At 61.2% G+C, this 14,090-nt stretch carries 9 protein-coding genes and 1 pseudogene; 6 read left to right on the top strand and 4 right to left on the bottom strand.

Annotation, left to right across the window (positions count from 1 at the left end; genetic code table 11):
- Positions 1 to 53: 53 nt before the first annotated feature.
- From SO156_RS20645 to SO156_RS20660, 4 genes are all read left to right on the top strand, one after another.
- On the top strand, positions 54 to 752 hold the full coding sequence (locus SO156_RS20645) for a heparin lyase I family protein (protein ID WP_498536076.1): 699 nt from the start codon (positions 54 to 56) through the stop codon (positions 750 to 752).
- Between the two features lie 752 nt (positions 753 to 1,504).
- Positions 1,505 to 4,264, top strand: a complete 2,760-nt coding sequence (locus tag SO156_RS20650; protein ID WP_498536077.1) for a heparin lyase I family protein — start codon at positions 1,505 to 1,507, stop codon at positions 4,262 to 4,264.
- 110 nt (positions 4,265 to 4,374) lie between these two features.
- Positions 4,375 to 7,110 carry a type I secretion system permease/ATPase gene (locus tag SO156_RS20655; RefSeq protein WP_498536078.1) on the top strand — a complete coding sequence of 912 codons (2,736 nt, stop codon included), beginning with the start codon at positions 4,375 to 4,377 and terminating at the stop codon, positions 7,108 to 7,110.
- Positions 7,097 to 8,524, top strand: coding sequence for an HlyD family type I secretion periplasmic adaptor subunit (locus SO156_RS20660; RefSeq protein ID WP_498536079.1), 1,428 nt, complete (start codon positions 7,097 to 7,099; stop codon positions 8,522 to 8,524). The genes SO156_RS20655 and SO156_RS20660 overlap by 14 nt, the downstream gene beginning before the upstream one ends.
- 54 nt (positions 8,525 to 8,578) lie before the next feature.
- Here SO156_RS20660 and SO156_RS20665 read toward each other — a convergent pair whose 3' ends face one another.
- Positions 8,579 to 9,301, bottom strand: a complete 723-nt coding sequence (locus SO156_RS20665; protein WP_498536080.1) for a LuxR C-terminal-related transcriptional regulator — start codon at positions 9,299 to 9,301, stop codon at positions 8,579 to 8,581.
- An 879-nt stretch (positions 9,302 to 10,180) separates the two neighbouring features.
- On the opposite strand from SO156_RS20665, the gene SO156_RS20670 reads away from it, so the two are divergent.
- Both SO156_RS20670 and SO156_RS20675 read left to right on the top strand, forming a co-directional pair.
- On the top strand, positions 10,181 to 10,849 hold the full coding sequence (locus tag SO156_RS20670; RefSeq protein WP_498536081.1) for a LuxR C-terminal-related transcriptional regulator: 669 nt from the start codon (positions 10,181 to 10,183) through the stop codon (positions 10,847 to 10,849).
- Between the two features lie 561 nt (positions 10,850 to 11,410).
- Positions 11,411 to 11,671: a hypothetical protein gene (locus tag SO156_RS20675; RefSeq protein WP_498536082.1), complete on the top strand. Its 261-nt coding sequence runs from the start codon at positions 11,411 to 11,413 to the stop codon at positions 11,669 to 11,671.
- Between the two features lie 54 nt (positions 11,672 to 11,725).
- On the opposite strand, the pseudogene SO156_RS20680 reads toward SO156_RS20675, so the two are convergent.
- From SO156_RS20680 to SO156_RS20690, 3 genes and pseudogenes are all read right to left on the bottom strand, one after another.
- Positions 11,726 to 12,451, bottom strand: a pseudogene (locus tag SO156_RS20680) (SDR family NAD(P)-dependent oxidoreductase).
- Positions 12,444 to 13,829, bottom strand: coding sequence for an AMP-binding protein (locus SO156_RS20685; RefSeq protein ID WP_498536083.1), 1,386 nt, complete (start codon positions 13,827 to 13,829; stop codon positions 12,444 to 12,446). The pseudogene SO156_RS20680 and the gene SO156_RS20685 overlap by 8 nt, the downstream one beginning before the upstream one ends.
- Positions 13,816 to 14,061, bottom strand: coding sequence for an acyl carrier protein (locus SO156_RS20690; protein ID WP_027525417.1), 246 nt, complete (start codon positions 14,059 to 14,061; stop codon positions 13,816 to 13,818). Before SO156_RS20690 ends, SO156_RS20685 begins: the two co-directional genes overlap by 14 nt.
- Between the last annotated feature and the right edge of the window lie 29 nt (positions 14,062 to 14,090).

Below are 14,090 nucleotides of genomic sequence, written 5' to 3' on the forward strand. Positions count from 1 at the left end.
GCCCGAATCCGTTGACGCCGCTAGCTGCGACGGCCGCGCACAGAGCAGTAGATATGGTCATTGAGACGAGCGATCATTCAGCCGAGATCGCACGGCTGTTTCCGGCCAACGGCTCTACGACCAGTATCGACAGCAACGTCTACACGGCGCAAAACGCAGACCGGAGCTGGAGCCTAAGTCTCCTTGATGCCGACACACTCCGGTTCGAGGTGCGCTCAGGAGACCATTGGGTTTCCTCAGATTGGGCCGACCCGACCAGCGCTGAGCGCGCTGAAATAGCCGGACAAAAGCTGTATCCGCCTGGTACGCAGATCGACATCGTTTACGACTTCATGGTTGAACCAGGGCCGAGGAATTCTGCGAGCGGCCCCGGGCGTTTTCTGGTTCTCGGCCAAATGCACGAATACAATGTAAACAAGTCTCCACCATTCGCCGTTGAAATGGTGAATGGCGATCACATGGCGATCGACATTGGAACCGGCAAACCGGTGTACCTTTACATTGACCCGGAGCCGTTTCAGCGCGGCCGCTACTATTCAATGAAAGTTCAGGTGAAATTCGACAACAACCGCACTGGAGTTCTCCAGGTCTGGCGGGACGGCGTTCAAATCGTCGACTATCACGGGTCAATCGGAACGGGTGCTGAAACATATTGGAAGCAAGGCATCTATCGCTCGTCGGTTCCGGAAACCATTGCGGTGCGTTTCCGAGGCTTGAAGATCACGGCAGCGGTGATGCCCGTACCTCACTGATGAACGCCGGCGACCGCGTCGGGATGACAGCAAGCGCGCTTCGCCCGCGTGCCTGTGAGATTTCGCGACGGGACCTGGCCATTTGCGGGTGATTACCTGCCGTTCGCACTTCATCCCATTTGCGAACTCTCCGCAGCCTCGGCGCCGCGAGTGCCGTGCTGAAGCTCGTCGTCGACATTGGCCAAAGCGTACGCCGCTCGCCGAGGTAAAATGCGGACGATCCGAAAGATCGAACGGCGTTGTCCTGATCGACAAATCAGGGGTGCATGGGCGATTATGCTAGCGTTTGGACGCTAGATACGTATGTATAAATCACATTTTGAAAGTTTTTTCGCCATTTTTAATTATTAACCAACCGACCTAGCAGTCGGGGGGCAGCGTTCCAACAATCCCACTGCTTTGAAAATGCGCTCGCGGTCTGAAGCTGCGAGCATGCGGTATGTCGCGCGGCTTCTTGCAGCACGGCAGTGGAATTCCTGTTTCAACTTCAAGAAGGACTATGGAATGGCACTTTCCGCACCTAAGGGGCACCCCTCAAGCCTTTGAGGAAAACGTCGTCGGCACGCCGTTCGGCATCCCACTGGCATAGCTACATCACGAACTAAGTGGCGCAGGATGTCTGCGCTCACGAAGCGATGATGGCTGAGTTGAACCATTTGGACCGAACCGGGCCAATGGGATCGTCGATGCTCGTCTGTCAGAGATGACATGAGCACACGACGATTCAGTACATCTACGGAGACTCGATAACAATGACGATCACGTCTTTCACACGGAGCAACGACGGCACAGTCGCGATCAATGGCGCCAACTATACGGTCCAGAACGCGAACCAGAGCTACAGTCTGAGCGAACCTGATTCCAATACACTGCGGTTTCAATTGCAGTCAGGCGATTATTGGAATGGTTCGCAGCGCAGTGAAATTGCCGGGAGCACTGTCTACGCGCCGGGCACCCAGATCAACCTGGCTTACGACTTCATGGTCGAGCCTGGACCTGTGGACGATGCGAATGGTCCCGGGAAGTTCACCGTCATCGGCCAGATGCATGAAAACAGCCTCACTGGTTCGCCGCCGTTCGCGGTTGAGCTGGTGAACGGTGACCACATGGCGATCGATATCGGGACCAACAATCCGGTGTATCTCTACACCGACCCGAATCCCATTGTGCGTGGCCAATACTATTCCATGCAAGTCCAGGTGAAATTCGCGAATGACGGCAGCGGATTTCTCGAAGTCTGGCGCAACGGCGTTCAAATCGTCGATTATCACGGTCCACTTGGGAATAATCTCGGGACTTACTGGAAGGAGGGTATCTACCGCTCGACATCCAGTCAAACGATGGCAGTCGATTATAAAAACTTGCAGATAACCACGGGATCGACGCCGCCCGTCACGTCACCATCGTCGCCCACCACGACACCATCGTCGCCCACCACAACACCATCGTCGCCCACCACGACGCCGGCGGTGACGCAGGTCTCCGCTTCACCGGCCACAGGAGTCGAGCATGCCGGCGATGCGGTCACGTTGACGCTTCGCTTCAATGAAGCCGTGACGGTCTCTGGTACACCCACCCTGTCGCTCAATGATGGTGCGAAGGCCACCTATGTCGGTGGTTCGGGCACCAGCGCGCTCACTTTCAAAACGACTGTCGCGTCGACCGACACCAACACGTCGGCGCTCGCCATCACAGGCGTCAATCTTCCCAGCGGCTCAAGCATCAAGGATGCCTCCGGTGTTGCGGCCAATCTCTCTGGCGCGGTGAAGACGTTCACGGGGCTGCAGATCGATCCGATCCTGCCGGCGGTGACGCAGGCCACGGCCTCCCCGGGAACCGGCACCGAACTGGTCGGAGACACGATCACCCTGACGCTTGCCTTCAATGAGGCCGTGAATGTGACGGGCACGCCTACGCTGTCGCTCAATGACGGCGGCAAGGCCACCTATGTCGGCGGCTCGGGCACGGGCACGCTCACGTTCAAAACCACTGTCGCGTCGACCGACACCAGCACCTCGGCGCTCGCCATCACGGGGGTCAACCTTCCGAGCGGTGCGAGCATCAAGGATTCGTCCGGTGTTGCGGCCAATCTCTCGGGCGCGGTGAAGACGTTTACGGGTCTCCAGATCGACCCGCCGACATCGACGACGCCGAGCGCGCCGTCGACGCCGAGCGCGCCGTCGGCGCCAACGACGCCGACGACACCATCAGTCACACCGGAGGTGACCAAGGCCACGGCCTCGCCTGGAACGGGCACCGAGAACGTGGGAGATACGATCACCCTGACGCTTGCCTTCAATGAGGCCGTGAAGGTGACGGGCACGCCCACGCTGTCGCTCAATGACGGCGGCAAGGCCACCTATGTCGGCGGCTCGGGCACGGGCACGCTCACGTTCAAAACCACTGTCGCGTCGACCGACACCAGTGTGTCCGCGCTCGCCATCACGGGGGTCAACCTTCCGAGCGGTGCGAGCATCAAGGATTCGTCCGGTGTTGCGGCCAATCTCTCGGGCGCGGTGAAGACGTTTACGGGTCTTCAGATCGACCCGCCGACATCGACCACGCCGACGACGCCGACCACGCCGAGCGCCCCAACGACGCCGACCACCCCTTCGACCCCGTCATCGACCAAGCCGGTCCTGACTATCGCGGATGACTCGCTCTGGGTTGCCGGGCGAGGCGGCAAGGTCGACCTCGGCACCAAGGTGGCGACGAGCGACTCCAACGACGCCGTGACCGTGAACATCGCGGGGTTGCCGAGGTACGAGACGATCACCGACAAGCTCGATGGTAAGACGTTCAGGGGGAGCAACATCACCTTGACGGCCGCGCAGGTCGACAGCGGACTGACGCTACACTCGTATTACAGGGGTGGCGGACATCCGGTCGCGACACTGACACTGACGGCAAGCGCGAAGGATCCGACCACCGGCTCCGTGTCGACGTCCTCGCCGAAGACCATCACCGTGACGGATCCTCGGTCGACGTCGTGGCATACGAGCACGTCGTCGTCGCATACGAGCGCGTCGCATACGAGCGCATCGCATACGAGCACGTCGCATACGAGCACGTCCTCGCATACGAGCACCAGCACGGATCCCGTGTCTTCTCCCACCACGACCGTCACGACCGCGCCCGCCACGACCGCGCCCGCCACGACCACGGCCGCTGCGACCACGACCTCGCCGCAGACGATCAACTCAACGGATCTTCAGCATGCGATCGCCGCGAACGCGGGGGGCTTGGCAAGCCGGGCCTTCGCGCTGCTCCAGCAGCACATGGACCCGGCGACCAGCACCCTGGCAACGACCGGGCGGGAGCCGATCCTCGTGGCGGATCATCCGGTCGCGGCCGCCCCGAGCACGGCGTCCCTGGCGAGCCAGAGCTTTGCGCTGCTGAACCAGTATCTGGCCGGTAACACCGGTCGGTTCGATCCCGGACACATCGTCGCCGCTGCTTCGCAAGCCACCGTTTGGGGACATGAATCGTTGCTGACCAGACCGCAACATTAATGCCCGGCCGCACCCAGGCCCAACGCCTGGGTGCGGCACCGTCAAGTTTGTGAATGCATCAGAAGGAACATCATACGCGGTCTGTAGCCGCGAAGGGTTGAGTAAAAAATATGGCGATCCAGAATGGAAATGCCCATGCCGCAGATCTCGGGCTTCGAGCGCTGGCTCTGTTCCTCCGTCTTCATGGCGTGAACGCCGAGCCCGAGCAGCTCCGCGACCGTTGCGGTAGCAACGATATCGGCATCAGCGCGATGCTTCGCTGTGCCCACGAATTCGGAATCAAAGTCCGCTCGCGCACGACGCGTTGGAAGCGACTTGCAAGCACCACGTTACCCGGAATCGCGTCGCTGCGTGATGGCGGATTCCTGCTTCTCGGCAAGGTCGAGGACGAGGCGGCACTTGTGCTGTATCCGACCGCATCGCGTCCGAGGATAATGACGCGCGCCGAGTTCGAAGAGGTGTGGGATGGCCGTTTGATCCTGGCCGGCTCACAGAATCTCGTGCACAGGTTGCTTCATTCCGTCGCGGGCATGAATACCCCGGGGAGTGATCTGGCGCGGCGTGCCGGCGATGCCGTGATGCATGCCGGCACTATGTTGACGCGCGCCAGGGACGTCATGTTGACGCGCGCTAGCGACGTCTTCATGCGCGCCCGCGATGTCATGCTGCGTACCCGCTCACCCGATCGACCCGATATGGCTGTCGAGGAGGCGGTTCTTGAACCTGCGAGCGACGATGAGTCAGGTCTCATTGCGGCGGCGATCCTGCTGCGTTGCCACGGCATTGCGGCCGATCCGGAGCAAATTCGGCATCGCATGGGCACGGCGCGGATCGGTGTGACCGAAATCCTGCGCTGCGCCAAGGAGTTCGGGCTCAAGGCCCGGTCACAGCGGTCGAGCTGGAACAGGCTTGGCGTCACGCCGCTGCCGGGAATTGCCGTGCTGCGCGACGGCAGCTTCCTGATCCTGGGCAAGGTCATCGAGGACAAGCTTCTCGTTCAGCGCCCATTGTCTCCCCGACCCGAGGCCATGACTCAGGCTGAGCTTGAGGCCATCTGGGACGGCGATATCATCCTGATGGCCCGACGGGCGAGCCTGACGGATCTCTCCCGGCGATTCGACATCAGCTGGTTTCTCGGTGCGGTCCACAAGTATCGTCGTCTTCTCGGCGAGGTGCTGATCGCGTCGTTCTTCCTTCAGGTCTTCGCCCTCGTCGCCCCGCTGTTCTTCCAGGTCATCATCGACAAGGTGCTCGTGCATCGAAGCATTAGCACGCTCGACGTCCTGGTCGCGGGCCTCGTCGCATTGACCCTGTTCGAGACCGTTCTCGGCACGTTGCGCGTCCATCTGTTCGCGCACACGACGAACCGCATCGACGTCGAGCTTGGCGCCCGGTTGTTTCGTCACCTGATGGCGTTGCCGATCGCATATTTCCAGACCCGCCGTGTCGGCGATTCCGTTGCACGCGTTCGCGAGCTCGAGAACATCCGCCAGTTCCTGACGAGCTCGGCGCTCACGCTCGTCGTCGATCTCTTGTTCACGGTCGTCTTTCTTGCGGTGATGTTCTACTATTCGACGCCGTTGACCCTGCTCGTTCTGGCATCGTTCCCGTTCTACATCGGTATTTCCGCCGGCGCGGCGCCGCTGTTTCGCCGGCGCCTCGATGAGAAGTTCAATCGGGGCTCGGAGAACCAGGCCTTCCTGGTCGAGAGCGTCACGGGCGTCGAGACGCTGAAGTCGATGGCGGTCGAGCCGCAGATGCAGCGCCGCTGGGAGGAGCAACTCGCCGGCTATGTGGGTGCGAGCTTCCGCGTGCTCAGCCTGAACAATACCGCGAGCCAAGCGGTCCAGATGATCAACAAGCTGGTCACCGCCGCAACGCTCTACTTCGGCGCCAGGCTCGTGATCGGCGGCGACCTGACCGTCGGCGAGCTGGTCGCGTTCAACATGCTGGCGGCTCGGGTGAGCATGCCGGTGCTCCGGCTCGCGCAGATGTGGCAGGACTTCCATCAGGCCCGTCTGTCGGTCGATCGTCTTGGCGACATTCTCAACACCATTCCCGAGCCAAGCTTCAGCTCGACCCGGGCTGCGCTGCCGCCAATCCGTGGCAAGGTCACATTCGAGCATGCAACCTTCCGCTATCGTACCGATGGCCCGGAAGTGCTGCACGACGTGTCCTTCGGCGTCGAACCCGGCCAGGTCGTCGGTATCGTGGGTTCGTCGGGCTCCGGCAAGAGCACCATCGCCAAGCTGATCCAGCGTCTCTACGTGCCGGAGAGCGGACGCGTGCTGGTCGACGGCGTCGACCTCGCGATGGTCGACCTGACCTGGCTTCGACGCCAGATCGGCGTGGTCTTGCAGGAGAACGTGCTCTTCAATCGCTCGATTCGCGAGAATATTGCGCTCGCCGACCCGACGATGCCAATGGAACGCGTCATCGAGGCCGCGTCGCTCGCCGGCGCTCACGACTTCATCCTGGAGCTGCCCGAGGGCTATGACACCATCGTGGGCGAACGCGGCAGCAGCTTATCCGGTGGCCAGCGCCAGCGTGTCGCGATCGCTCGCGCACTCATTACCAATCCGCGCATTCTTATCTTCGACGAGGCTACCAGCGCGCTCGATTACGAGAGCGAGCGCGCCATCCAGCAAAACATGAAGCGGATTGCCGCGGGCCGGACTGTGTTCGTCATCGCTCATCGGCTTTCGACCGTGCGCAATGCGAACCGGATCATCACTCTCGAGCATGGCCGCATCGTCGAGGACGGTAGCCATGATGAGCTGATCCGTTCGAACGGGCGCTACGCAAACCTCCACTATCTGCAGGCCGGTATCCATGACGTCCGCTAGCCGAAATATCGTTACGTTTCCGAGAGCCGAAGTTCGGCGGCGCGAGCACGAGATTGCATTCCTGCCCGCGGCGCTCGAGATCACCGAAACGCCGCCGTCGCCGATCGGTCGCGCGATCGGGGCGAGCATCATCGCGCTCTTTTGCGTCGCGCTGATGTGGGCATCATTCGGCAGCGTCGATATCGTCGCTACCGCGACGGGCAAGATCGTGCCCGGTGGACGTACCAAGCTGATCCAGCCGTTCGAGACGGGCGTTGTCCGCGCCATCCACGTACGTGACGGACAGAGCGTCAAGGCGGGCGACGTTCTGATCGAGCTCGACCCAACGATGACGGAAGCCGATCAGGAGCGCCAGAGAAGCGATCTCCTCGCGGCCGAACTCGACGTCGCGCGGCTGCGCGCAGCGCTGACCGATGATCCGCTGGCCGCCTTCCGGTCACCGCAGGGCGCAAGTGAGGCGGAGATCGAGATGCATCGCCAGTTTCTGATCAGCCAGCGCGCCGAGCAGAGCGCCAAGCTTGCCGAGATCGAGCGCCAGCAAGGTCAGAAGGAAGCGGAACGGGCGACCACGTCGGCGAGCGTGGCGAAGCTCCAGGCGACCATACCGGTGCTGCAGGAGCGGGTCGACATTCGCAAGGGGCTCGTCGACAAGGCCTTGGCCTCGAAGGTCGTCTATCTCTCCGAGTATCAGGAGCTGGTCGGCCTTCAGCAGGATCTCGTCCTCCAGCAGAGCCGGCTCCATGAAGCCGACGCAGCCATCGCCTTGCTGAAGGAAACGAAAGAAAGGACCGCCGCGGAGTATCGGCGTTCCACCTATGACGCGCTTGCGAAAGCCGAGCAGAAGGCGGCGAGCGCTGCGCAGGAGATGGTCAAGGCGGAGCGGCGCACGAAACTCCAGCATTTGACTGCGCCGGTCGACGGCGTCGTGCAGCAGCTCGCCGTTCACACGGTGGGCGGCGTGGTAACGCCGGCGCAGGCGCTCGCCATCGTGGTTCCAAGCGAGAGTCAGCTCGAGATCGAGGCCATGCTCTCCAACCGAGACATCGGGTTCGTTCATCCGGGACAGAAGGCGGAGATCAAAGTCGATACGTTCAACTTCACGCGTTACGGCCTCCTTCATGGAGACGTGTTGAGCGTGTCGACGGACGCCATAACGCACGACAGGCCACAAGGCGGATCGAACGACCGGGCATCGGGCGCGGCGCAAAGCAGCAGCGAGCCGAGAGGTCAGGAGCTGGAATATGCGGCGCGCATTTCACTCGACCGCACGCACATGCAGGTCGAGGACAAACTCGTCAAGCTCGGCCCTGGCATGGCGGTAACGGTCGAGATCAAGACCGGCTCGCGCAGGATCATCAGCTATCTTCTCTCGCCGCTGGCGAGGTACAGACAGGAATCGCTGCGGGAGCGATGAAGAACCCACAGCGACCCGCGCGCGAGGATAGTGCCCGCGCGCGGGTCCCTGCGCCTACTTGTGGAGCCGTGCCGCCGCGCGAGCTCCTCGGTCCTCACCCTTGCGGAGTAGACCGTCGATGGGAGGTACCGCGACGTGAGTGGACTGCGGGGCCAATGGAGCAGGCTCGTTGATCTGCTCCATCTCGGAGATCTTCGCGATCCCTCTGCCCGGATCGGCTGTGAGCGTGCGACCGCTTGCCGCTCGCACCAGCGACCCATGGTTCATTCCCCAAATCGCCGCCTGTGTCCGGTTCTGAACCCGGATCTTGCGCAGGATCGCCTTGACGTGGACCTTCACGGTAGCTTCGGCGATATCGATCTTTCGGGCGATGCATTTGTTGGAATCGCCCTCGATAAGGCAGGATAGAATTGCCTTTTCGCGTGGCGAGAGCTGCGGCGAGATCGTGTCCTCCGACGTGACGAGGATCGCGTGCTCGTTCTCGTTGAGCGGCGCCGTTTCGCGCTCGTGACTTCCGTCAAGAGCAAACGTCAGAAATGCCGGCGGGAAGACGGTCTCGCCCATCGTGACGAGCTCGACGGACTTGATGAATGCGTCGCACGAAATGACGTTAACGAAGTAGCCGTTGGCGCCTGCACGAAATGCAGAAGCGAGTTCGGCCGGCCGATAGTTGTCCGAGACGATCGCAATGCGTGCGTCCGGATACCGATCTTTCACATATCCGATTTGTTCTCTCGCGAGATCGAAATCATCGCCGGTATGGACGATGAGGAACATCAATTGCTCTGTTTGAAGTGAGCCTGGCAATTCCGCGGGATTCGACGCCGAAGCCGCGATACGAAAATTTGCTGCGTGAAGTATTTTACCAATACCTTCTCTAATCAGAACGTTCTTTCCAATAAGGACCGTTCCGTAAGATTGCCGCCTCCTCATTTTACCCTCCAGCCTACGCAATGACACAACAGCGACGGACGGTTGAATTCAATGTTGTCTTTCGACGGACGAACGAATCGTTGTTGTTAAGTTGGTCGTTCTCCCTTGGCTTGTAGTCCTCAAAAATATCGAGTTACTTCGATCGTGATCCTCCTCCTTTGCCTTTTGCTGAACGTTGTCGGCGATCGCCCCGGATTGCTTAATCTTTTATGAATGTTAGAGGCGAATTTCCAAACGCCCTATATATCGTTGGTTATAGGAACGGTCCGGCATATATCCGTACGATTACGACGCCCGAAAACCGCGTTTAGCACAGTCTCTGCGTGAATTAGGTCGGGATGTTGATTCAACGTTGAAGAACTTGTCGGAGTTTTTGTTCGTCGTTGCTACGTCTGCGCGAACACATTCTGCAAGCGAGTTAACTACGCATCGCCTATCGAACGTTGAGGAAATATCGAAGCTGTACGCCGTCGAAGATTTCGCCGTTGTCCGGGCTCGTCGCATCAGAGGCCGGCACGTCTCTGTCTGATGACCGGGTTCTTACGGGCGTTGGCCTCGCCAAATTGCTGTGCGAGAGTCGGGAAGCGAGCAGACCAGCGCACCTGTTAACCCTTAAGTATTGCTTGTGTTATTGTTAATTTCAGATGATTCTATCGCTAGTAGTGAAATAGTGATGGCGCGCAGATTTTATCTTTTTGGGGGCGACACGCTGAGGAGCGCCCAATGCGACGTACCAGTGTAGTCATTGCAGACCGGCATCCGGTTGTTTTGAAGGGCCTGAGCAGCGTGCTCGGTGCCGTAGCCGATTTCAATATTGTCGCATCTTGTAGCGACGCTGCGAGCTGCATCGAGGCGATCCGGAACCTGGCGCCTGATATCGCGATTGTCGACGCCGCAATGCCTGAGCTCGGCGCGCTGAGAATTCTTTCGACCATCAACTCAGAAAATCGTTCGACCCATTTGGTATTTTTCGCCGCGAGTGAAGATTGCGAACTGGTACTCGCGGCGACGCCGATGACCTGCAGCATCGTCCTGAAGGACACGGAGCCGGAGGCGCTGGTGCAGTCCTTGCGGCACGTCGCCAACAATCACAACCTGCTGCCGGCCACCCCATCCGAGTCGATCGTTTCGCACGAGCAGAGCACGAATTCGGAGAGTGCGCTGACGGCGCTGACGGACCGCGAGCGTCAGATCATGCGTTTGGTCTCCGAAGGATTGTCGAACAAGGAAATCGGGCGACGATTGAACATAGCCGATGGCACCATCAAGGTGCACCTGCACAACATCTTTCAGAAGCTTGAAATCAGCAATCGGACCGTGCTCGCGGCCCTCGCCATCTCGCAACATGATCGCGCGACCGGCCCGCGGGAGAAGGCCCGCATTCCCGATTGAGTGGAGCAGGTGGGGTAGCGCCGGGAAAATCCTCGCGCGCCACCATTCCCGGTCGACGCTCGCAGGGCGATGGGCAGGCGGCCTCTGATGGATACGCCGCCCAGGCTAACACGATCATGGTGGGGCTGCTCTAACCATCTGTGCGACCGGGCTCGACTGGCGCGGAACGAGACGCCAGATGTCGCCGCGCGCCGGAAATGATGGGTACGGGCGCCGCTTGATCGGGGAGGTCAATGTCCCGGCAGCTTGGTGGAGTAGTCCGTCGGGGCAGGCGGCTGATCCAAAATCGCAGCAAAAGTATCAGCAGGGAAGTGTATTTATTGGTTATCTGCAGCTCTGGGTCCATCGCGGTTTGTCCGTTGTCAGGTAAAACTCAGTCGCGGGCGATAGCGAACGGCTCCAGATGCGATCGCAGAGATGTGCCGACTGGACGTGGGCACATCTGGAGCGGCGGCCCTGGCCCTCCCTGCTGCCCCCTATGGTCAGGGCCGTTTCTCCATGGACGGCCCGCCATCGGGACCAAACTCTGTCGTCGAGCCGAAAGCGCGTGGTCGCATTTTGATGTCCCTTCATTTTCACCGTGCCGTCGAGAACATGGAAATCTGGAGCGCGACCGGCGACGGCTTTTCCTTTGTGATCACGTATGAGAGCCCTGCTGGTTCCGGCTTTCATGGAGATGCCGGCTATGTGGCGTCGTGGCGGCCGCTCTATCGGAGTGACGGCGCGATCAAGATCGGCGGCTCGGAGTTTGCGAGTTTCACGGAGGCAGAGGACGCCTGCAACACGATGCTGGAGCATCTGAAGGGGCCTGCGCTGGAATGAAGTGCACGGCCGGCAGTCAGGCATCGTAGACCTTCGATGCCTGAGTTTCAGCGGTCAGGCGGTATTACCGGCGTCGACCGTCACCACCGTGCCGGTGATGTTCCGGCCGCCTTCGCCGAGAAGATATTCGACCATTGAAGCGACGTCGTCGGCTTCGGGCAGGCGACGCAATGCGCTGCGGCCAGTAATGCGTCGACGGCCTGCGTCGTCCAGGGATCTGGTCAATTCCGTGTCGATGAAGCCGGGCGCGATCGCGTTCACGGTGATGCCGACCCTTCCGAGCTCGCGGGCCAGCGAACGGGTGAAGCCGGCAACCGCGGCTTTGGATGCGGCATACACGGACAGGCCGTTGTAGCCGGTTGAGGCGACGATTGAGGAAATGTTGACAATCCGACCCGCACCGTCGGCCATCATATGGCGGGCCACGTATTTGGTCAGGATGATCGGCGACAATACGTTCAGGCGAATCAGGGCCTCGATTTCGGAATTGTGCATGGTGGCCAGCACCCCATCGGTGCCGATCCCGGCATTGTTGACGAGCCCCTAGATCGTGCCGAATTCGTCGCGCACTGATTTTGCGAAGGCCGGAATCGCATCGGTCACCGCAAGGTCGCAGGCGCGGAAATGCAGGCGTCGTTGTGCTTCGCGGACCGCGGCGGCGAGCTCGCCACTCTCGCGGCGCGCTACCGCGACCACATTGTAGTCGCCGGATGCGGCGAGCCTGCGCGCAATGGCAAGACCGATACCGCGGCTACCGCCGGTGACGAGGACGTTACGCATCGGTGCGTGCCAGTTTCCCCGCTGCCGTGACGTCGAGCCGTTCGACGAAACGGATCACGGCAGGCACCTTCCAGGCCGCCAGGCAGTCTTTGCACTGGCTGAGAATCTCCTTGCGGATCGTCTCGTGGCGCTCCCGATCGGTGCCGTCGGCAACGACGACATCCGCGACCACGATGGCGCCGGTGATCGGGCTCCTGCGCGATCGCGCGCGCGACATCTGGACGGAGGCGTGCCGGTTGATCACGGCCTCCACCTCCTCCGGATGGACCTTCAAGCCGCCGATGTTGATGATGCCGCCTCGCCGGCCGACGAAGTGGTAGCGTTCGCCGCGCAGCTCGACAACATCGCCGGTATCGACGAAGCCGTCGGTGTCGGCGAGCGGCGGCGCATCGGCGCCGACATAGGCGCGCGCAGTACGCCTGGAACGGATCCGCAGCGAGCCGTCGACCACCTTAATCTCAACGCCGCCGCGATTCCGTCCGATCAGGCGGGCAGGAAAACCCTCACGCCCGTCGTCCACGCTGAAACCGACGCCAGCCTCGGTCGAGGCATAGGCGTGGCCGATCGACGCATGCGGAAATGCCCGAGCCAGGCCGTCGAGCACTGCCTGGTCAGCGATCTCGCCCGACAGGCGGACATAGTGCGGCGAGAAGTCGGCGGCCGCGCCGCTCATCAGGAGCTTGCGCCAATGCGACGGTGTCCCGGATACGTGGGTGACGCCGCCCACGCGCAGCCGCGCCACATGGTCCACGATGGCTTCCCCGGGCTCCGAAAGCACCATCGATCCGCCGCCGATCAAGGCGCGCAGGAAGATTTGCAGGCCGCCGTAGCGACGGATGTCGTAGAACGTCGCCCAGGTTGCGTTCCGGTAGCGCGCAGCCCCGTCGGCGATGATCGCGCCGGCGAGCCCATCGAGCGTATGCCGGACGATCTTCGGCAGCCCTGACGTCCCCGAGGTCAGCATCAGCCACTCGGTCGCGCGGTCGACCTTCCATCCCACGGTCCTCCGTTCGGGCAGGTCGATACCGACGACGTCGTGCCCCCTAGCACTACATCGGTGTAACGGCCGATCGGTGACGATGGTGTCGATCTCGGCCTGCTTGAGCAGGACCTGCAGGCGATCCCAATCCAGGTCGGGCGGGCACAGAAGTATGCGGCGGGCGACGCCGTCGAGCTCGATCATTGCAAGCGCGGACAGCAGCTGTCCCGACGTCGCAAGCAGCACCGAGCGGCCGGACAGCTCGCAGGATTTGCCGGTCAGGCAGCTGTACTCGATAATGTCGGTCAGCGATACACTGTGCCGGGCATCGGAAATCGTGCGATCCTTCAGCTCCGGGCCGAGATATTGGCGCAGTGCGAAGATGTCAGGCGGGGACATTCTCGTAGGCTCGGACAAACTCACCGAGGGTTGACGGGAAGGCTGCGTCCTCGGCGACCGTGAAGGGATCAATGCCAAGCTCGTCCTCCAGCCGCGCAACCAGGATTGCGAATGCCAGCGAATCGAACCCGGTCTCGTTCAGTGGCAGATCGTCCTCGAGCGGCGGAAGCGTGACCTTCTGTTCCTCGGCGATCTGCTTCATCGCGGAGAAAATCTTCGACTTGACCGACATGGTACACCTCACTGCTCGGCTTTCCGGGC

Source organism: Bradyrhizobium sp. UFLA05-125, from assembly GCF_059803515.1.